This window comes from Ectopseudomonas composti (assembly GCF_001567565.1).
GTDB classification, from domain to species: domain Bacteria; phylum Pseudomonadota; class Gammaproteobacteria; order Pseudomonadales; family Pseudomonadaceae; genus Aquipseudomonas; species Aquipseudomonas composti_A.
The window spans coordinates 1-19,166 of record NZ_LSSW01000024.1 but is presented as its reverse complement, the minus strand read 5'-3'; the positions used below and the strand labels follow the sequence as shown (position 1 = coordinate 19,166).

The 19,166-nt window shown below is 57.6% G+C and carries 14 protein-coding genes and 3 tRNA genes; 13 read left to right on the top strand and 4 right to left on the bottom strand.

Going from position 1 to position 19,166, the window contains the following annotated elements; all coding sequences use genetic code 11:
• Positions 1 to 51: 51 nt before the first annotated feature.
• The 8 genes from PCLY_RS24510 to PCLY_RS12110 all read left to right on the top strand — a co-directional run bounded on the left by PCLY_RS24510 (position 52) and on the right by PCLY_RS12110 (position 9,286).
• Positions 52 to 1,959, top strand: coding sequence for an acyltransferase family protein (locus tag PCLY_RS24510; RefSeq protein WP_197432178.1), 1,908 nt, complete (start codon positions 52 to 54; stop codon positions 1,957 to 1,959).
• Position 1,960: 1 nt separating this feature from the next.
• Positions 1,961 to 3,070 carry a glycosyltransferase family protein gene (locus PCLY_RS12140; RefSeq protein WP_156458594.1) on the top strand — a complete coding sequence of 370 codons (1,110 nt, stop codon included), beginning with the start codon at positions 1,961 to 1,963 and terminating at the stop codon, positions 3,068 to 3,070.
• On the top strand, positions 3,067 to 4,239 hold the full coding sequence (locus tag PCLY_RS12135) for a glycosyltransferase family 4 protein (protein WP_061239621.1): 1,173 nt from the start codon (positions 3,067 to 3,069) through the stop codon (positions 4,237 to 4,239). Before PCLY_RS12140 ends, PCLY_RS12135 begins: the two co-directional genes overlap by 4 nt.
• Complete coding sequence (locus PCLY_RS12130; RefSeq protein WP_061239619.1) at positions 4,236 to 4,829, top strand: sugar transferase; 594 nt, start codon at positions 4,236 to 4,238, stop codon at positions 4,827 to 4,829. The genes PCLY_RS12135 and PCLY_RS12130 overlap by 4 nt, the downstream gene beginning before the upstream one ends.
• Positions 4,826 to 5,440: an acetyltransferase gene (locus PCLY_RS12125; protein WP_061239617.1), complete on the top strand. Its 615-nt coding sequence runs from the start codon at positions 4,826 to 4,828 to the stop codon at positions 5,438 to 5,440. Before PCLY_RS12130 ends, PCLY_RS12125 begins: the two co-directional genes overlap by 4 nt.
• A gap of 53 nt (positions 5,441 to 5,493) precedes the next feature.
• On the top strand, positions 5,494 to 6,672 hold the full coding sequence (locus PCLY_RS12120; protein ID WP_061239614.1) for a DegT/DnrJ/EryC1/StrS family aminotransferase: 1,179 nt from the start codon (positions 5,494 to 5,496) through the stop codon (positions 6,670 to 6,672).
• A 198-nt stretch (positions 6,673 to 6,870) separates the two neighbouring features.
• On the top strand, positions 6,871 to 8,868 hold the full coding sequence (locus PCLY_RS12115; protein WP_061239612.1) for a polysaccharide biosynthesis protein: 1,998 nt from the start codon (positions 6,871 to 6,873) through the stop codon (positions 8,866 to 8,868).
• Positions 8,869 to 8,962: 94 nt separating this feature from the next.
• Positions 8,963 to 9,286, top strand: coding sequence for a ComEA family DNA-binding protein (locus tag PCLY_RS12110; RefSeq protein ID WP_061239611.1), 324 nt, complete (start codon positions 8,963 to 8,965; stop codon positions 9,284 to 9,286).
• A gap of 281 nt (positions 9,287 to 9,567) precedes the next feature.
• Here the strand turns inward: PCLY_RS12110 and PCLY_RS12105 are convergent.
• Together PCLY_RS12105 and PCLY_RS12100 are read right to left on the bottom strand one after the other, a co-directional pair.
• A tRNA-Asn gene (locus PCLY_RS12105) sits at positions 9,568 to 9,643 on the bottom strand.
• A gap of 228 nt (positions 9,644 to 9,871) precedes the next feature.
• The gene (locus tag PCLY_RS12100) at positions 9,872 to 11,068 is read right to left on the bottom strand and encodes an amino acid aminotransferase (RefSeq protein WP_061239609.1); all 1,197 of its coding nucleotides are present in this window, start codon (positions 11,066 to 11,068) and stop codon (positions 9,872 to 9,874) included.
• A gap of 244 nt (positions 11,069 to 11,312) precedes the next feature.
• Between PCLY_RS12100 and uvrB the strand changes: the two genes are divergently transcribed.
• Entirely contained in the window at positions 11,313 to 13,328 is a 2,016-nt protein-coding gene (uvrB, locus tag PCLY_RS12095; protein WP_061239607.1) for an excinuclease ABC subunit UvrB, read from the top strand.
• Between the two features lie 130 nt (positions 13,329 to 13,458).
• Here uvrB and PCLY_RS12090 read toward each other — a convergent pair whose 3' ends face one another.
• Positions 13,459 to 15,012: an MDR family MFS transporter gene (locus PCLY_RS12090; RefSeq protein WP_061239605.1), complete on the bottom strand. Its 1,554-nt coding sequence runs from the start codon at positions 15,010 to 15,012 to the stop codon at positions 13,459 to 13,461.
• Entirely contained in the window at positions 15,002 to 16,051 is a 1,050-nt protein-coding gene (locus PCLY_RS12085; RefSeq protein ID WP_061239603.1) for an HlyD family secretion protein, read from the bottom strand. The genes PCLY_RS12090 and PCLY_RS12085 overlap by 11 nt, the downstream gene beginning before the upstream one ends.
• Positions 16,052 to 16,158: 107 nt before the next feature.
• Between PCLY_RS12085 and PCLY_RS12080 the strand changes: the two genes are divergently transcribed.
• From PCLY_RS12080 to PCLY_RS12065, 4 genes are all read left to right on the top strand, one after another.
• Entirely contained in the window at positions 16,159 to 17,079 is a 921-nt protein-coding gene (locus tag PCLY_RS12080; RefSeq protein WP_061239601.1) for a LysR family transcriptional regulator, read from the top strand.
• Positions 17,080 to 17,112: 33 nt separating this feature from the next.
• Positions 17,113 to 18,594 carry a glutamate--tRNA ligase gene (gene gltX, locus PCLY_RS12075; RefSeq protein ID WP_061239600.1) on the top strand — a complete coding sequence of 494 codons (1,482 nt, stop codon included), beginning with the start codon at positions 17,113 to 17,115 and terminating at the stop codon, positions 18,592 to 18,594.
• A 243-nt stretch (positions 18,595 to 18,837) separates the two neighbouring features.
• Positions 18,838 to 18,913 (top strand) — tRNA-Ala (locus PCLY_RS12070).
• 60 nt (positions 18,914 to 18,973) lie between these two features.
• Positions 18,974 to 19,049: transfer RNA gene (locus tag PCLY_RS12065), tRNA-Glu, on the top strand.
• The last annotated feature ends 117 nt before the right edge of the window (positions 19,050 to 19,166 follow it).

The window sequence follows — 19,166 nt, the reverse complement described above, 5'->3', positions numbered from 1 at the left end:
TTTTTTGCTCTCCGGTATTTTTATTAAATTTATTTAAATTCATGGTGGTGTGTGAACACGTATCGAGCAGATATTGATGGGTTGCGTGCTATAGCAGTATTGGCGGTATTGATTAATCATCTTGATTCGACCTTTCTTCCCGGGGGGTTTGTTGGTGTAGATATTTTTTTTGTGATTTCGGGCTTTCTGATTACTGCGCAAATTTATAAGAAAATACAGGAAGGCAAATTTTCTCTGTCAGAGTTTTATCAGAGAAGAGTCAATAGGCTTGCTCCAGCTTTAATTGCTCTAATCGGCGGAGTTTTGCTGCTCGGTTTTTTCTTGCTGTCGCCTTTGGATTTTCATAGAACTTCGGTGTCCTCCGTGTTTTCTCTGGCAGGTCTCTCGAATTTCTATTTTTGGCGTGAGTACGGAAACTATTTTTCGGCTGGCGCTGCTGATGCAGTTCTGTTGCATACGTGGTCATTAGGCGTTGAGGAGCAATTTTATTTTCTGTGGCCTCTGTGTTTTTTGGTGCTCTATGGTCTGCTAGGAAGATATTTTCGGTTTTTTGCTTTATTTGTTTTTATGATCTTGTTGTTTTTCTCTGAATGGGCTTCGAGAAGTTTTCCTTCGGCAGCATATTATTTACTCCCTACAAGGGCTTTTGAGCTTTTGCTCGGAGGGCTGCTGGCTCTTTTTGTCAGTGGGATCAGGTGCAATAATAGTCTGTTATTGTGGTTTTCTAAGTGCCTAGGGTTGTTGTTAATTTTTTATTCTTTTTTCTATTTCTCAGCTTCTACAGTATTTCCAGGAGTTAATGCGTTAATACCTTGTGTTGGCGCTGCTTTGATAGTTTTTAGTGGGAGTATGTCTTCGCCGGTCAGGGTGTTGATGCTGAGGCCTTTGGTTTTTTTGGGAGTGATTTCCTATTCTCTATATCTGTGGCACTGGCCAGTTATTGTTTTTGTTAAATATTTTTACGTTGATGTTGGCTTGTGGGTTTCTTTTTGGATTGTTGGGTGCTCTATTTTTTTAGGTTGGCTGTCGTGGCGCTACATAGAAACTCCATTTCGAGCGTCCGGCAATCATTTTAAAGGGCGTCAGGTTTTTTCAAGGAAAGTACTTCTGCCTCTGGCTACTTTTGTAGGTGTTGCATTTATTTCCTCAGCTACAGATGGATTTTCCTTCCGCTTTCCTCCTGAAGTACAAGCTATGGAGCATTCGCTCTCAACTCGCCCCAACGAGTTGAGAGCGGGATGCCACGTACCAAGCGTTCTATATGCAACCCCGATAGATGAAAATTGTGTTTTAGGTTCTCTCGCGCATCAAGCAGATGGGCTTTTAATTGGTGATTCTTATGCAAATCACTTTAGCGGAATGATAGACGTCTTGGCTAAGGAGGCTGGTGTTTCGATTGTGGATTACACAATGGATGCCTGTCCACCTTTGTATAGGTACTTAGATAGGGCGGCTGTGGCAGGGCGTGGGGAGCAGTGTAAGTTTCGTAATGATTATATATTTGATCGTATTAAGGAAGGTAGGTATTCCTTCGTTGTTTTGGCTGCAAGTTGGCCTTCCGATGAGGGGGCTGGAGATTATTTGCTGAATAGTTTGGATGTCATATCCTCTGCTGGTGCGTCTGTGGTAGTGGTGTTAAAAAATCAGACCATTAAGCATGCAAATACCTGCTCTGTAAGAAGTATCATGTATGGCGCTTATGAGTGTCGGGTGTCCCGTGATGCTAGGCAGGTTTACTGGGAGCGGGTTCGCGAACGCTATCCTGATGTGATTTTCATCGATCCTAACGAAGTGATTTGTGCTGGGAATTATTGCAGTCCGGTCGTTGATGGTGTTCTGCTTTACCGTGATGAGGGACATCTGAACGATGAAGGGGCACGAAAAATTGGCGGTTTAATGTTGAGCCATTATTCAGCGGAGATTGTGAAAACGTGGTTTCCTATAACGGGGCGTCAGTAGTATGAAAGTTCTTCACTGTGCAGCCCTGCTTTCGCCACCCTCAGGTGTTGTGAGTCAGATGGAGTCTGAGCAATTCGCAGCGTCAAAAGTGGGCATTGAATGGCATGTGCGGATGTTTTGTCCTAGGGGAAGTTGCGTTCAGTCTACTATCGCTCATCATTCTCGGTGGTTGGGCGAAAAGAAGAATAACGCTTTCTGGAAAGCGTATGCCTGGTTACTCCTGCGTGTTGAATATCACCACTGGTTGTATTCATTAGGTAGGGAGTATGATGCTTTCGTTCTTCGCTACTATGTGCACGACCCCTTCCAGTTATTATTCATATTACTTTGTAACCGACCTGTCTATCTCGTGCATCACACGCTTGAGGTGCCCGAGCTGGCCATGGGCGGAGGGTATTTAGGGCGATTACGTTCCGGGCTGGACTCCTTGATCGGAAAATATGCCATTAAAAAATCTGCCGGTACTATTGCGGTCACTCAGGAAATTCTCGATTACGAACGCAAGCGTGCTCAGGTCGGCAGTCGTAAAGACTTCCTATATCCCAATGGGGTTTTTTTTGACCAGGGACCTGTCCCTGATAGTCGCCCTGAAGTCCCAGAGCTGTTGTTCGTGGCGGGTCATTTCGCCTCATGGCACGGGCTCGATCTATTGTTAGATGAGATATCCACGAGCAGCGATCAGTTTGTGTTGCACCTTGTAGGTGATTTATCTGAAGGCGACCACGCTCGAGCTTCTGGGGATAAGCGGATCGTTCTTCATGGCCGTTTAGCTGCAAGTGCTATTAGAAAGGTTGCCGAGAGCTGTTCGCTTGGGCTGTCTTCATTCGCGCTGGATCGCAAGGGAATGACGGAGGCTTGTACGCTCAAGGTACGAGAGTATCTCGTGATGGGGCTTCCAGTGTACGCGGGGCATAAAGAGGTGTTTCCTACCTCTTTCGACTTTTATCGTAATGGCGCAATTTCGTTGCCTGACATTCTGTCATTTGCACGAAGCGTAAGCTCGGTTTCTCGGGAGCAAGTGGCAGCGTCCGCCAAGCCTTACATCGACAAGGCGGCCATTCTTGATACCCTCTATCGTGCTTTGATCGATGCGCAGGAAGCTCAGAATTGAGTCACGTTGACGATAAAGTCGGTGCTGAGAAGGCGACGCTACTGATAGTCACTACCGTTCCAGAGACTCTGCTCACGATCCTCAAGGAGCAGCCGGCTTTTCTTTCCAGGTATTTTTCCCTGCGACTTGCCACGGCTCCTGGGGCCGACGCGGAACAAGTCGCTGAGCGGGAAAAGGTTGAAGTTATTGGCGTGCCGATGGTGCGGGGCATAAGCCCTGTTCGTGATCTGCTGTCAGTTGGGCGAATGGCTTTTCTGTTGCGCAAATTAAGGCCTTACGCGGTTCATTCCTATACCCCTAAAGCTGGCCTTGTAACGATGCTCGCCGCCTGGCTCTGTCGCGTGCCTGTGCGTATCCACACATTTACTGGGTTAATCTTTCCCACTGCCGCCGGGGCTAAGCAAAGGTTGCTGATTTGGATCGACAGGCTGATCTGCGCTTGTGCCACGAAGGTCGTTCCCGAGGGGCAGGGCGTTGCTGATGACTTGCGTCGATTTGGTATTACAGCCAAGCCTCTACAGGTGATTGGTTCCGGTAACATCGCAGGCGTTAATACGGCCTACTTCAATCCGGAAAACGAGGCTGCGATTGAGCGTGGCACGCTGCTTCGTAGCTCTTTGGGGATTGCGGATACCGCGTTTGTCTTCTGTTTCGTTGGGCGTTTGAACCGTGATAAAGGCCTGTTCGAATTGGCGCGTGCCTTTGAGCAGATTTCTGGTGCGCACCTTTTGCTTGTTGGCGCTCATGATCAAACCGCGCCTCTCGATGCGCAGACCAGGCAGATTCTTGACGAACATCCGCAAGTCCATCATCTCGGTTTTCAGGAGGATATTCGGGGTGCGTTGTCGTGCGCCGATATACTGGTCCTGCCAAGCTACCGGGAAGGTTTTCCGAACGTTCTGCTGCAAGCGGGGGCAATGGCTCTACCCGCAATCGTTTCTGATGTGAATGGCTGCAACGAGGTCATCACTCCCGGCTTGAATGGATGGATCGTACCTGCGCGGGACTGTGATGCCCTGCGGCAGGCTATGCACGTAGCAATGAGTACGCCTGAGGAGACTCTCAGAACCATGGGGCGAGAGGCGCGATTGCACGTTGAGAGATGTTTTGAGCAGGAAGCGCATTGGCATCGTATGGTTGATTTCTACAAGCGAGAGTTGGGGCTTTGAAGCGTCTATTTGATTTGGTAATCGCGTCGTTTGCGCTGTTACTGCTTTTTCCAGTCCTGTTGCTGGTTGCCTGGTTGGTGCATCGGCGTCTTGGCGGTCCTGTTCTGTTTCGTCAGGTTCGTCCGGGTCTACACGGAAAGCCGTTTGAAATGGTCAAGTTTCGTACGATGCGAGACGCAGTCGATACTGAGGGCAATGCTTTGCCTGATGCCGAGCGGCTGACCCCTTTTGGGCGTTTTCTTCGATCAACAAGTTTGGATGAGTTGCCTGAGCTCTGGAATGTCATAAAGGGTGATATGAGCCTGGTTGGGCCTCGTCCTTTGTTAATGGAGTACTTACCTCTGTACAGCGTGGAGCAGGCCCGCAGGCATGAGGTGCGCCCTGGTATTACAGGCTGGGCTCAGGTCAATGGTCGCAATGCGGTCAGTTGGCCAGAAAAGTTCGCTCTGGATATTTGGTATGTGGACAACCGCTCCCTGTTACTTGATATCCGGATCCTCCTTTTGACCATCAAGAAGGTTTTTGTTCGAGAGGGTATTAGTGCGGAAGGACAGGCGACTGCGTCCAGGTTTACAGGAGACGAAAAGTGACGCGCTTGGCCATTCTTGGTGCTAGCGGGCATGGCAAGGTTGTTGCCGATCTCGCTGAGCAGTGTGGCTGGGAGGTGGTTTTCTTTGATGATGCCTTCCCACAATTGCAGCTCAATGGCGCCTGGAAGGTTGTGGGCAATACAGCAGACCTTCTTCATCAAATAGATAAATACCCGGAGGTCGCGGTCGCGATTGGTCATAACCGCACCAGGCTCGCCAAGCTGGCATCGCTGCGAAACTCAGGTTTTACTGCTGTGACGCTGGTGCATCCGCGGGCATTTGTCAGTCCCCGGGCTGTACTTGGGGCTGGAGTGGTCGTTTTTGCAGGGGCGATCGTCAATGCATTCGCCAATGTTGGGGATGGTTGTATCCTTAACACGCTCTGCAGCGTGGACCATGACTGTGAACTGGGGGCTGGTGTCCATATCAGTCCTGGCGTGAACCTTGCGGGCTCTGTCGTTGTAGGTGAGGCCAGTTGGATAGGTATAGGTGCTAGTGTACGTCAGCTCCTTGAGATAGGTAGTGACGTGATAGTTGGTGCCGGTGCTGCTGTAGTAAACGATATTCAGGACGGTCTAACTGTCGTAGGCGTTCCAGCGAAAAGCAGGTAGCCATTGCTCTGTGAGAGATGGCTTCTCACGGTTAACGTATTAGAGATTTCTTTGTGTTGAATAGCTCTTTCTCTCCTTGGCCGTCTTTCTCTGTAGAAGAGGCTGATGCCGCGCGTGACGTCATTCTTTCCAATCGTGTGAATTACTGGACTGGTAACGAGGGGCGCGAGTTCGAAAAGGAATTTGCTGCCTGGGTAGGTAGCGAGCATGCCGTTGCCCTGGCTAACGGTACGGTTGCGCTTGATTTGGCTCTCAAGGCGCTTGGGATCGGGCCGGGAGATGAGGTGGTAGTGACGCCGCGAACGTTTCTGGCATCGGTTTCTTCGGTAGTAAATGCTGGTGCCGTTCCGGTATTCGCCGATGTTGACTGCGACTCGCAGAACATCACGGCCGAGACCATTTCTGTTGTACTGACCGCACGCACCAAGGCAGTGATATGCGTGCACCTGGCGGGCTGGCCGTGCGACATGGATCCCATCATGGAGCTTGCTGCTCAGCACGACCTAAAGGTCATTGAAGATTGCGCTCAGGCTCATGGGGCTCAGTACAAGGGGCGCTCGGTAGGCTCCATAGGGCATGTGGGAGCCTGGTCGTTCTGTCAGGACAAGATCATGACTACCGGTGGCGAGGGCGGCATGGTGACCACGAATGATCGTGATCTCTGGTCCCGGATGTGGTCGTACAAGGATCATGGCAAAAGTTGGGAGGCCGTCTACGAGCGTCAGCATGCGCCAGGCTTCAGGTGGGTGCACGAGAGTTTTGGTACCAACTGGCGGATGTTGGAAGTGCAAGCCGTAATAGGGCGGATACAGTTGCGTCGGATGAGTGACTGGCAGTCCAGCCGTTTAGCTAATGCTCGGCAGATCTGGTCGTGCGCCCGAGGTTTGGTTGGCTTGCGAGTCCCTGAGGTTCCTTCCTGCATCACGCATGCAGCCTATAAGTGCTATGTCTTCGTTGAGGTTGAAAAACTCAGGGATGGTTGGACGCGTGACCGGATTCTGAACGAGATTTCTGCGCGAGGCGTTCCCTGTTTTTCAGGCTCTTGCTCTGAGGTTTATCTAGAAAAGGCATTCGATGATACGGGCTGGCGGCCAGAAGCCCCTTTGCCTGTGGCCCGCCGCCTTGGTGAAGAAAGCTTGATGTTCCTGGTGCATCCGACATTGACTGCTGATGAACTGGCTAAGACTTGTCTTGTTCTTTCGGACGTAATGAAGCTCGCCGCCGATCAGTGATAACGGTATCGGCATTAACTGATTCAGCGCGGTGTTGGATTTTCAGCATCAGCCAGAGAGCCTCCATAGAGCTTCTCTGACTGACGAAACCTGACCATCGAAGGTGTAGGCAGAGCTGGTTGTTTCGATGGATAAGCTTATCCATAGGTAGCATGCTGCTGGCGTCGATAGGTTTATTGCTTTCAAGGAATAGGTGGGATGTTAAGGGCGGCTGATTGTCTGCGCACGCGTCTGATTGGATTGTCACGGCGTTCGAAGCGTCTTCTGCAGGTCGGTGCGGATATCGTGTTGATCTGGATTGCCCTTTGGCTGGCCTTCGTGGTCCGCCTCGGAGATTTGGGCGCGGCCGAGCCATTTGGTGGCCACGCCTGGCTGTTCGCTTGCGCGCCGGTATTGGCCATTCCGATCTTCATCCGTATGGGCATGTACCGGGCGGTGATGCGTTATTTTGGCAACGATGCTCTTAAAAGTATTTTCAAGGCCGTTTCGCTTTCTGCGCTGCTGCTCGCTCTGCTGGTTTACTGGTATCGAGACTCCAGCGCGTTGATCCCGCGCTCCATGGTATTCAATTACTGGTGGCTCAGCCTGATGTTGGTCGGTGGGCTGCGTTTGATCATGCGTCAGTACTTTATGGGGGATTGGCTAGACCCCTTGGGGCGGGAGGCAGAGGGCGGACGAGACATTTCACGCGTAGCTATTTATGGTGCCGGAACTGCAGGTAACCAGTTGGTGGCAGCATTGCGCTTGAGTCGGGCCATGCGTGTAGTAGCTTTCGTGGACGACGATCCAGGCGTGGCTAATCGCGTCATCGCTGGTGTAAGAGTCTACAAGCCCAAGCATATTCAGCAGATGATCGACGAGACGAGGGCTGAAGAAATTCTGCTAGCGTTACCCTCTGCTTCTCGAATGCGGCGGCGGGAGATCCTTCATGCGCTGGAACCCTATGCCCTTCATGTGCGTAGTGTCCCTGGCTTTACTGATCTGGCCAGCGGGCGCGTGAAGGTCGAAGACATTCAGGAAGTCGATATCGCCGACCTTCTGGGTCGTGATGCTGTGCCGCCTCGACAGGATCTGTTCGAGCGCTGCATCAAGAACCAGGTGGTGCTGGTGACCGGCGCTGGCGGCTCCATTGGTTCGGAGTTGTGTCGGCAGATCCTGGCGAGCGGCGCTCGTACGTTGCTGCTTTTCGAACACAGCGAATTCAATCTTTACAGTATCCATGGTGAGTTGCAGCAGCGAATCGAACGGGAGTCACTGCCGATCAAGTTGGTGCCGATTCTCGGGTCTATCCGCAACTTTGAGCGTTTGTTCGATATTCTGCAGACTTGGCGTGTAAACACCGTTTATCACGCGGCTGCTTACAAGCATGTGCCGATGGTCGAGCATAACGTTGCCGAAGGTGTGCTCAATAACCTGGTCGGTACGCTCAATGCCGCGCAGGCCTCGATCAAGGCGGGTGTTGCCAATTTTGTGCTGATCTCCACCGACAAGGCGGTGCGGCCGACTAACGTCATGGGCAGTACCAAGCGCTTGGCTGAGATGGTGTTGCAGGCGCTGAGTCGTGAATCTGCGCCATTGTTGTTCGGTGATGAGCTGGGTGTTCATCACGTCAACAAGACCCGTTTCACCATGGTGCGCTTCGGTAATGTGCTTGGTTCTTCCGGTTCGGTGATTCCGCTGTTCAGAGAGCAGATCAAGCAAGGCGGGCCGGTGACGGTGACGCATCCGAACATTACCCGCTATTTCATGACGATCCCCGAGGCGGCGCAGCTCGTCATCCAGGCGGGTTCGTTGGGGCAGGGCGGTGATGTCTTCGTGTTGGACATGGGTGAGCCGGTGAAGATCGCTGATCTTGCCGAAAAGATGATTCGGCTGTCCGGCTTGAGTGTGCGGGATGAGCGTACTCCTCATGGCGATATATCCATCGAGTTCACCGGGTTGCGCCCGGGCGAGAAACTCTATGAGGAGCTATTGATTGGCGAGGACGTGAAGCCGACCGAGCATCCGATGATCATGCGCGCGGAAGAGGACATGTTGCCCTGGGGCGAACTCAAGGCCCGTTTGCAGGAGTTGTTGGCTGCGGTCAGTGAGGATGATTACGCTCGCGTGCGAGTGCTTCTTCGCGAAACGGTGCATGGGTATGTGCCGGAAGGTGAGATCGTCGACTGGATTCATCTCCGAAACCGGGAGCGTTGAGGCTTTGATTTGACAGCTGGAAGATAGCGTCTAGGTTGATTCTTGTGGGGTTTCAAACCTCACTTGGATCTAATTACGACAAGGAATGCACATCATGCAAAAACTCCGTCTATCTTCCCTGCTGTTTGCTGTTCTCGCTTCTTTCTCTCTGGCTGCTGCCGCAGCTGAAACTCCGAAAACCGAAAGTGCCAAGCCTGCTGCGGTTCAGTTGGCACAGGTCGCTGTGGTCAATCTCAATACCGCCGATGCTGCAACGCTGCAGCGTGAGTTGTTGGGTATTGGTGCGACCAAGGCGCAGGCGATCGTGGCGTACCGCGAGGAGCATGGTAACTTCGCTTCGGTCGATGAGTTGCTTGAGGTGAAGGGGATCGGTGAGGCGACGCTGGAGAAGAATCGCGACAAGTTGAGTGTGAACTGACGCCTGGCGGCGTTTCTGTTTGGGCCGGTCTCTGACCGGCCTTTTGCGTTTGTAGGGTGCACGAATTGTCGTGGGGAAGGCGGCAAGCCCTGCGAAAAGCGTTCCGCAGGCACAAAAAAGCCCCGGTATGAACCGAGGCCGCGACCTGGACTCGACAGCGTAGCTGAACGCGCTTCAGTGCGGCCCCGAAGGGGTGAGCGGAGCGAATAACCTGGGACACAGTCCCTGGTGAGAGTCCGCAGGCAATAAAAAACCCAGCAGTTAGGCTGGGTTCTTGAATTTGGCTCCGCGACCTGGACTCGAACCAGGGACCCAATGATTAACAGTCATTTGCTCTACCGACTGAGCTATCGCGGAACAACGGCGCGTATGTTACTGATTAAAAAAGAGAAGTCAACACTTTGTGGCGGCTTCTGCATAGTGTGGATACGGTTGGTTCTGCGTCGCTATCGTGGGAGGGGCTTTAGCCGCGACAGTGTTGGTGGATCGCGGCTGAAACGGAATGTCGCCCAGCCACTCCTACAGTTGTTCGATACAAATAAAAACGCCGGCTTATGGGCCGGCGTTTTTATTCATTGCCAGGGCTTACAGCACGGCATGGATCGCGCGGGTGACGCTGTCCAGGTTGCCTTGGTTCAGCGCGGCGACGCAGATACGGCCAGTGCCGACGGCGTAGATGCCGAACTCTTCCTTGAGGCGCTCGACTTGCTCCACGGTGAGGCCGGAGTACGAGAACATGCCGCGCTGCTGCGCGACGAAGCCGAAGTCGCGTTTGGCGCCCAGTGCGGCGAGTTGCTCGACCATGGCCAGGCGCATGCTGCGAATGCGGTCGCGCATTTCGCCCAGCTCGGCTTCCCACATGGCGCGCAGTTCGGGGCTGTTCAGTACGTTGGCGACCACGGTGGCGCCATGGGTCGGCGGGTTGGAGTAGTTGGTGCGAATCACGCGCTTGAGCTGCGACAGCACGCGGGTCGATTCTTCGCGGCTGGCGGTGACCAGCGACAGGGCGCCGACGCGCTCGCCATACAGCGAGAACGACTTGGAGAAGGAGCTGGAGACAAAGAACTCCAGGCCCGACTCGGCGAACAGGCGCACGGCTTCGGCGTCCTGGTCGATGCCGTCACCGAAGCCCTGATAGGCGATGTCGAGGAAGGGCACATGCTCGCGCTCGCGCAGGACTTCCAGCACGGCTTTCCAGTCTTCCAGCTGCAGGTCGACGCCGGTCGGGTTGTGGCAGCAGGCGTGCAGTACGACGATGGAGCGTGCTGGCAGGTTACGCAGGTCTTCGAGCATGCCGCCGCGGTTCACGCCGTTGCTGAACGGGTCGTAGTAGCGGTAGTTCTGCACCGGGAAGCCGGCGGACTCGAACAGGGCGCGGTGGTTTTCCCAGCTCGGATCGCTGATGGCCACTGTGGCGTCTGGCAGCAGGCGCTTGAGGTAGTCGGCGCCGATTTTCAGTGCGCCGGTGCCGCCCAGGGCCTGGGTGGTGATCACGCGACCGGTTTCGATCAGGGCTGCGCCCTTGCCGAACAGCAGTTCCTGCACGGCCTTGTCGTAGGCGGCGATGCCTTCGATCGGCAGGTAACCACGCGGTGCGTGGGCCTCGATGCGCGCTTTTTCGGCTTCTGCGACGGCGCGCAGCAGCGGAATTCGCCCCTCCTCGTTGTAGTAGACGCCCACGCCAAGGTTGACCTTGGTAGTGCGGGTGTCCGCGTTGAATGCTTCGTTGAGGCCCAGGATGGGATCGCGCGGAGCCATTTCGACGGCAGAGAAGAGACTCATGATGGGTGTGGCAACTCGAGTGAGGGGTGGGTGGCCAGGCGTCCCCGACAAAAGCGCTAGGGGGCGCGTAATCGGGGCGTTAGTATAACGACCCTGAATCCAGGGGGCGACAGCGCAAAGCCCTGAATTAAGGCCTTTTGCCAGGTAATTCGACTCTACTTGGACTTATCGCTGGATCGCCCCGCAATTCATGGCTTTTGACGCAGTCCGAGCGGATGCGTCACAGTCATTCGTCGAGGTGTGCATGTCCGAGTTTCAGTTGGTGACCCGCTTCAAACCTGCCGGCGATCAGCCCGAGGCAATCAGGCAGATGGTCGAGGGGCTGGAGGCCGGTCTGTCGCACCAGACCCTGCTGGGTGTAACCGGCTCGGGCAAGACCTTTTCCATCGCCAACGTGATTGCCCAGGTGCAGCGCCCGACCCTGGTGCTGGCGCCGAACAAGACCTTGGCCGCGCAGCTCTACGGCGAGTTCAAGGCATTCTTCCCGAACAACGCGGTGGAGTATTTCGTCTCCTACTACGACTACTACCAGCCGGAAGCCTACGTGCCGTCGTCGGATACCTTCATCGAGAAGGACGCGTCGATCAATGATCATATCGAGCAGATGCGTCTGTCGGCGACCAAGGCGCTGATCGAGCGCAAGGACGTCATCGTGGTCTGCACCGTGTCGTCGATCTACGGTTTGGGCAGCCCCGAGGAGTACCTGAAAATGGTGCTGCACCTCGACCGCGGCGACAAGATGGATCAGCGCGCCTTGCTGCGCCGCCTGGCCGAGTTGCAGTACACGCGCAATGACATGGATTTTGCCCGCGCCACCTTCCGTGTGCGTGGTGATGTGATCGACGTTTTTCCGGCGGAATCGGATCTCGAGGCCATTCGCGTCGAGCTGTTCGATGACGAGGTGGAGAGCATCAGCGCCTTCGATCCGCTGACCGGCGAGGTGATCCAGAAACTGCCGCGCTTCACCTTCTATCCCAAGAGTCACTACGTCACGCCGCGCGAAACCCTGCTGGAGGCGGTGGAGCACATTAAGGTCGAGCTGCAGCAGCGTCTGGAGTACCTGCGCGGAGCGAACAAACTGGTGGAGGCGCAGCGCCTGGAACAGCGCACGCGCTTCGATCTGGAGATGATCCTCGAACTCGGCTACTGCAACGGCATCGAGAACTACTCGCGCTACCTCTCGGGCCGCCCATCTGGCGCGCCGCCGCCCACTCTGTACGACTACCTGCCGGACGAGGCGCTGCTGGTGATCGACGAATCCCACGTCTCGGTGCCGCAGGTTGGCGCGATGTACAAGGGCGACCGCTCGCGCAAGGAGACCCTGGTGGAATACGGCTTCCGCCTGCCGTCGGCGCTGGATAACCGGCCGATGCGCTTCGAGGAGTGGGAGGCGGCCAGCCCGCAGACCATTTTCGTTTCTGCCACGCCTGGGCCCTACGAGGCCGAGCATGCCGGGCGCGTGGTGGAGCAGTTGGTGCGACCGACCGGCCTGGTCGACCCGCAGATCGAGGTGCGCCCGGCGCGCACTCAGGTCGATGATTTGCTTTCGGAGATCCGCTTGCGGGTGGCGTCGGGGGATCGCGTGTTGGTCACCACCCTGACCAAGCGCATGGCCGAAGATTTGACCGATTATCTGGGCGATCACGACGTCAAGGTGCGCTATCTGCACTCGGACATCGACACCGTGGAGCGGGTGGAGATCATTCGCGATCTGCGCCTGGGCGCGTTTGACGTGCTGGTGGGCATCAACCTGTTGCGCGAGGGCCTGGACATGCCCGAGGTGTCGCTGGTGGCGATCCTCGATGCGGACAAGGAGGGCTTCCTGCGCAGCGAGCGCTCGCTGATCCAGACCATCGGCCGCGCGGCGCGCAACCTAAACGGCAGGGCGATCCTCTACGCCGACAACATGACCGGCTCGATGCAGCGTGCCATCGGCGAGACCGAACGCCGCCGCGCCAAGCAGATCGCCTTCAACGAGGCCAATGGCATCGTGCCCAAGGGCGTGCAGAAGGACGTCAAGGACATTCTCGAGGGGGCCGTCGTGCCGGGCGCGCGCAGCAACAAGCGCAAGGGCATGGCCAAGGCGGCGGAGGAGAGCGCCCGTTACGAGAACGAGCTGCGCTCGCCCAGCGAGATCACCAAGCGCATTCGTCAGTTGGAGGAGAAGATGTATGCCCTGGCGCGCGATCTGGAGTTCGAAGCCGCAGCGCAGTTGCGTGACGAGATTCAGAAGCTGCGGGATCGGTTGCTGCAAGTCTGATCTCGGGCGGTCGCCCCCGGATTGCATCCGGGCTACGCCTCTGCGTGTCGCGTAGGGTGGATCACGCTTCATCGATCCACCGCCCCGTGGTGGATGCAAAAGGCGGCATCCACCCTACGTGGTAGGCGCCTCAATGCGCCGCACTGCCGCCTGCCATGTTCTGCGGCAGCTTTCGCGTCAGCAGAATCGCCAGCATGCTCACCGCCAGGGCGATGCCGATGAAATGGAAGGCATCGTTGTAGGCCATGATGATCGCCTGTTCATGCACGATCTGGCTGAGCTTGGCCAGGGCCGCCTGTTCGCTGCCCAGCGTCTGCGTCAGCAGGTGCAGGCGCTCTTCCACCTGCGGGTTGGTCGGCACGATGGATTCGCGCAGGTAGTCGAAGTAGACCTTGGCCCGAGCGTCGAGCAGGGTGGCCAGCAGAGCGATGCCGATGGCGCCGCCGAGGTTGCGCAGGATGTTGAACAGGCTGGAGGCCGAGCCGGCATCCTGCGGCATGATGTAGGCCGTGGCGATCAGCGACACCGTGACCATCACCAGCGGTTGGCCGAGGGCACGGACGATCTGGATATGGTTGAACTGCGGGCCGGCGAAGTCCGGGTTGAGCACGCCGGAGAAGAAACTCGCCGCGCCGAACAGGGCGAAACCCAGGGCGCACAGCCATTTCGGCGAGATGATCTTCATCAGCTTGGGCACCAGCGGGATGAGGAACAGCTGTGGCACGCCCATCCACATGATTACTTCGCCGATCTGCATGGCGTTGTAGCCCTGGATCTGCGCCAGATACAGCGGCAGCACGTAGATCGAGCCGTACAACCCCACGCCAAGCCCCAGGCTGGAGATGCTGGCCAGGCCGAAGTTGCGCTCGCGCAGCACGCCCAGGTTGATCAGTGGGTTGGGGCGGGAGATCTGCAGGATGACGAACAGGATCAGGCTGACCAGCGCCACGCTGCCCAGGCCCACGATCAGCTGCGACTCCAGCCAGTCCTTGCGATGCCCTTCTTCGAGAAACACCTGCAGGCAGCCCAGGCCCAGGCCCAGGGTGACGATGCCGGCGTAGTCGGTGGTCTTCAGCAGTTCCCAGTGCGGCGCCTTCTTCTCCAGGCCGTAGAGCAGGCCGGCGATCATGATCAGGCCGGGCGGCACGTTGATGTAGAAGATGTATTCCCAGCCCCAGTTTTCGGTCAGCCAGCCGCCCAGTGTCGGCCCGATGGAAGGGGCGAAGGTAGCCGTGATGGCGAACAGGGCCATGCCCTTGGCACGGTGATGTTCGGGCAGCTTGATCAGCGTCATGGTGAACGCCAGTGGGATCAGTGCGCCGCCGGTGAAGCCCTGCAGCGCGCGAAACACGATCATGCTCTCCAGGCTCCAGGCCATGGAGCACAGCAGCGAGGCGATCAGAAATCCCACCGACACCCAGACCGCCAGGCGCCGCGCCGAGAGCAGCTGCACCAGCCAGGCGGTCAGCGGGATCATGATGATCTCGGCCACCAGATAGGACGTGGAAATCCACGAGCCTTCCTCCAGTGTCGCGGACAGCGCGCCCTGGATGTCCTTGAGCGAGGAGTTGGTGATCTGGATGTCCAGCACCGCCATGAAGGCGCCGAGCATGGCGCTCATCACGGCGATCCAGTCGCGGCGGCTGGGCTCTGCCGTCGCGCGGATCAGTGCATCACCCGCCATGGCTGTCGTCGCTGCGCAGGTCCACGCTGACGTCTACCGACATGCCGGGGCGAATCAGTCCGCGCAGCGGGTTGTCGGCGGCGAAGGTCAGTTTGACCGGGATGCGTTGCACCACCTTGGTGAAGTTGCCGGTGGCGTTGTCTGGCGGCAGCAGGCTGAATTGCGCGCCCGAGGCTGCGAACAGGCTGTCGATGTGGCCTTCGATGGGCGTGTCCGGGTAGCTGTCGAACAGCAGCTCTGCCTTCTGCCCCGGGCGCATGCGGCCGATCTGGGTTTCCTTGAAGTTGGCCTGGATCCAGATGTCCTGGTCCGGCACCAGCGACAACAGATAGGCGCCGCTCTGTACCACCTGGCCTTCACGCGCGGAGCGCTGGCCGACGATGCCGCTGATCGGCGCAAGGATCTGCGTGCGCGACAGGTTGAGGTCGGCCTGCTCCAGATCGGCCTGGGCGGAGAGAATCAACGCGTCCAGGCGCTTGAGCTCGGCGTCCAGGCTGGCGACCTGTTGACGCTGCGCTTGCAGGTCGGCCTGAGCCTTGGCCACCTGCGAGCGGGCCACGCGGTTGTCGGCCGCCAGTGTGGTGACCCGTTCTTCGGAGACATAACCAGGCTTGCGCAGGGTCTGCGCGCGGCCGAGATCGAGCTTGGCACGATCAAGAGTCGCCAGGCTGGCCGCGACGTCGGCCTGGCTGGCGGCAATCAGGCTGGCTTGCTGGTCGAGCTTGCTTTGCGCCTGGGCGCGTTCGGCCCGATGGGTTTCCAGGGCGGCGAGGGCGCGCTGGCGGGCCAGGCGAAAATCGCTGTTCTCCAATTCGACCAGCAACTGGCCGGCTTCCACGGGCTGATTGTCCCGTACCAGCACCTTCTCGATGCGCGCGTTCAACTGACTGGAGACGCGCGTGATCTCGCCCTGCACATAGGCGTTGTCAGTGCTCTCGTGGTAACGGCCGACCAGTAGCCAGTGGGCGAGCAGGGCGCCAGCGATCAGCACCAGCAGGATCACGAAGACGAAAAGACGGCGTTGCAGTTTGACGGGCATGCTTGAGGCTCGGGACGCGGCAGGGAAATGTAAGTAAATTTAACATTGTTCCCTTTGCGCTAGTAGACTCTAGGTCCGGCATGCTTTGTTGCGTATGAGGAACAATAATGGGGCTTGATGATGCACTGATCTTTACCCGGGTGGTGGAGTGTCACAGCTTCACCCAGGCTGCGACCCATCTTGGTATGCAGAAGTCGACCGTGAGCCGGCGCATCGCGCTGCTCGAGGAGCGTCTTGGGGTGCGCCTGCTCAATCGCACCACGCGCAAGTTGCGCCTGACCGAAGTCGGGCAGGCCTATTACGAGCGCTGTCGGCAGATCATGCTCGACTTCGCCGAGGCCGAGCAGGCGGTGATGCAGTTGCAGCGCGAGCCCTCGGGGCTGCTGCGGATCACTTCGCCAATCGAGTTCGGCCAGTTGTTCCTCGGGCGTGTGCTGGGCGAGTTCATGCGCCAGTACCCGCAGATCGATGCCGAGGTCGAGTTGACCTCGCGCGCCGTGGATCCGTTGGAGGAGGGCGTGGACATCGCCATCCAGGTCGGCCAGCCGCAGGATTCCACCTTGATCGCGCGCAAACTGTTCGAGAGCGGCCGGCGCCTGTGCGCGAGCCCTGCCTATCTGGCCGCACATGGCACGCCGCGCAGTGTCGCCGAGCTGGAGGGGCATCGGGCGATCCTCCTGCAGCACGATGCCCCGCGCTACTGGCCACTGCTGGGCGAGCATCTGCCCTGTCAGCGGGTGATGACCTGCAACAACATCACCTTCGCCCGTGAGGCGACCCTCGCTGGCGCGGGTATTTCCGGGCTGCCGGTGATGATCAGCGAGGATGCGGTGCGCAGTGGGCGCCTAGTCGAGCTGTTGCCTGAAGCGCGACTGCCGGTGGGCGAGGTCTATGCGATCTACCCGTCACGGCGCTTCCAGGCGATGAAGGTCAAGACTTTCCTCGACTTCCTCATCACCAGCTTGCCCATCACCCGTGGCGGGTTGCTGGAGCCAGGGGCCGCCGGCCTGCTAACATCGCCCGCTTGATTCAAACCTCGTGTCTTCCTTCCGAGAGCATTCATGACCACCGTCCGTACCCGTATCGCGCCATCGCCAACCGGCGACCCTCATGTTGGCACCGCCTACATTGCACTGTTCAACCTGTGCTTCGCTCGCCAGCACGGTGGCCAGTTCATCCTGCGCATCGAAGACACCGACCAGTTGCGTTCGACCCGCGAATCAGAGCAGCAGATCTTCGATGCCCTGCGCTGGCTGGGCATCGAGTGGGACGAGGGCCCGGACGTCGGTGGCCCGCACGGCCCGTATCGGCAGAGCGAGCGTGGCGAGATCTACAAGAAATACTCCGACGAGCTGGTCGCCAAGGGCCATGCCTTCCCGTGCTTCTGCTCCGCCGAGCGCCTCGATGAAGTGCGCGCGCAGCAGATGGCCAACAAGGAAACCCCGCGTTACGACGGTCACTGCATGCACATGGAGCCGGCCGAGGCACAGCGTCGCATTGCTGCGGGCGAATCGCACGTGGTACGCATGAAGGTGCCGAGCGAGGGCGTCTGCGTGGTGCCGGACATGCTGCGTGGCGATGTCGAGATCCCGTGGGATCGTATGGACATGCAGGTGCTGATGAAGGCTGACGGCCTGCCCACCTACTTCCTGGCCAACGTGGTCGATGACCACCTGATGGGCATCACCCACGTGTTGCGCGGCGAGGAATGGCTGCCGTCGGCGCCCAAGCTGATCAAACTCTACGAATACTTCGGCTGGGAGCAGCCGGCGCTGTGCTACATGCCGCTGCTGCGCAATCCGGACAAGAGCAAGCTGTCCAAGCGCAAGAACCCCACCAGCATCACCTTCTACGAGCGCATGGGCTATCTGCCGCAGGCCATGCTCAACTACCTGGGGCGCATGGGCTGGTCGATGCCGGACGAGCGCGAGAAGTTCTCCCTGGCTGAGATGATCGAGCACTTCGACATCAACCGTGTGTCGCTGGGCGGACCGATCTTCGATCTGGAGAAGCTGTCCTGGCTCAACGGTCAGTGGCTGCGCGAGCTGCCGGTGGAAACCTTTGCCGCTGAAGTGCAGAAGTGGGCGTTGAATCCTGACTACCTGATGAAGATCGCGCCGCACGTGCAGGGCAGGGTGGAAACCTTCAGCCAGATCGCACCGTTGGCCGGTTTCTTCTTTTCTGGTGGTCTGAACCTGGATGCCAAGCTGTTCGAGCACAAGAAGCTCTCGGCCGATCAGGTGCGCCAGCTGATGCAACTGATCCTGTGGAAGCTCGAGTCGCTGCGCCAGTGGGAAAAGGAGCGCATCACCGGCTGCATCCAGGCCGTGGTCGAGCATCTGGAGCTGAAGCTGCGTGATGCCATGCCGCTGATGTTCGCCGCGATCACCGGTCAGGCCAGCTCGGTGTCGGTACTCGACGCCATGGAAATCCTCGGCCCGGATCTGACTCGTTTCCGTCTGCGCCAGGCGCTGGAGCTGCTCGGCGGTACCTCGAAGAAAGAGGCCAAGGAGTGGGAGAAGCTGCTGGCGGCCATCAACTGAGCTGAGGCGTGAACCTGTAGCAGAGGCTTTAGCCGCGGCGGCTGGTGTTGTCGCGGCTACGACTGCATGGATGCAGGAGGTAGAACGAAGCAGGATGCCAGGGTCGCAAGCCCCTTCCACAGTCAACTTTTACCCTCCGCGGGCTCTAAGTAATTGTTCTAGTGGCAAAAACTTTGGGCCGGCAGGAAAAATGTTGTTGACAGGCAATCGGGGCGCTCTTAACATGCGCCCCGTCCTCGAGATGGGGCTATAGCTCAGCTGGGAGAGCGCTTGCATGGCATGCAAGAGGTCAACGGTTCGATCCCGTTTAGCTCCACCAATCTCGGCTCCTTAGGGAGTGCCAGAATCGATGCGAGTCGGTTCACGATCAGGGTCTTGCGTCCCCTTCGTCTAGTGGCCTAGGACACCGCCCTTTCACGGCGGTAACAGGGGTTCGAGTCCCCTAGGGGACGCCACTTATTCCAGCCGCAACGCCCAGGCGTTGCAGCCGACCGCAAGGTTTCGGGGCTATAGCTCAGCTGGGAGAGCGCTTGCATGGCATGCAAGAGGTCAACGGTTCGATCCCGTTTAGC

Coding starts and splice junctions, on each gene's coding strand:
- PCLY_RS12100 (WP_061239609.1), bottom strand. CDS start 11,068: ATGAGTCTCTTCTCTGCCGTCGAAATGGCTCCGCGCGATCCCATCCTG.
- PCLY_RS12090 (WP_061239605.1), bottom strand. CDS start 15,012: ATGGCGGGTGATGCACTGATCCGCGCGACGGCAGAGCCCAGCCGCCGC.
- PCLY_RS12085 (WP_061239603.1), bottom strand. CDS start 16,051: ATGCCCGTCAAACTGCAACGCCGTCTTTTCGTCTTCGTGATCCTGCTG.
- PCLY_RS12110 (WP_061239611.1), top strand. CDS start 8,963: ATGCAAAAACTCCGTCTATCTTCCCTGCTGTTTGCTGTTCTCGCTTCT.
- uvrB (WP_061239607.1), top strand. CDS start 11,313: ATGTCCGAGTTTCAGTTGGTGACCCGCTTCAAACCTGCCGGCGATCAG.
- PCLY_RS12140 (WP_156458594.1), top strand. CDS start 1,961: ATGAAAGTTCTTCACTGTGCAGCCCTGCTTTCGCCACCCTCAGGTGTT.
- PCLY_RS12080 (WP_061239601.1), top strand. CDS start 16,159: ATGGGGCTTGATGATGCACTGATCTTTACCCGGGTGGTGGAGTGTCAC.
- PCLY_RS12115 (WP_061239612.1), top strand. CDS start 6,871: ATGTTAAGGGCGGCTGATTGTCTGCGCACGCGTCTGATTGGATTGTCA.
- gltX (WP_061239600.1), top strand. CDS start 17,113: ATGACCACCGTCCGTACCCGTATCGCGCCATCGCCAACCGGCGACCCT.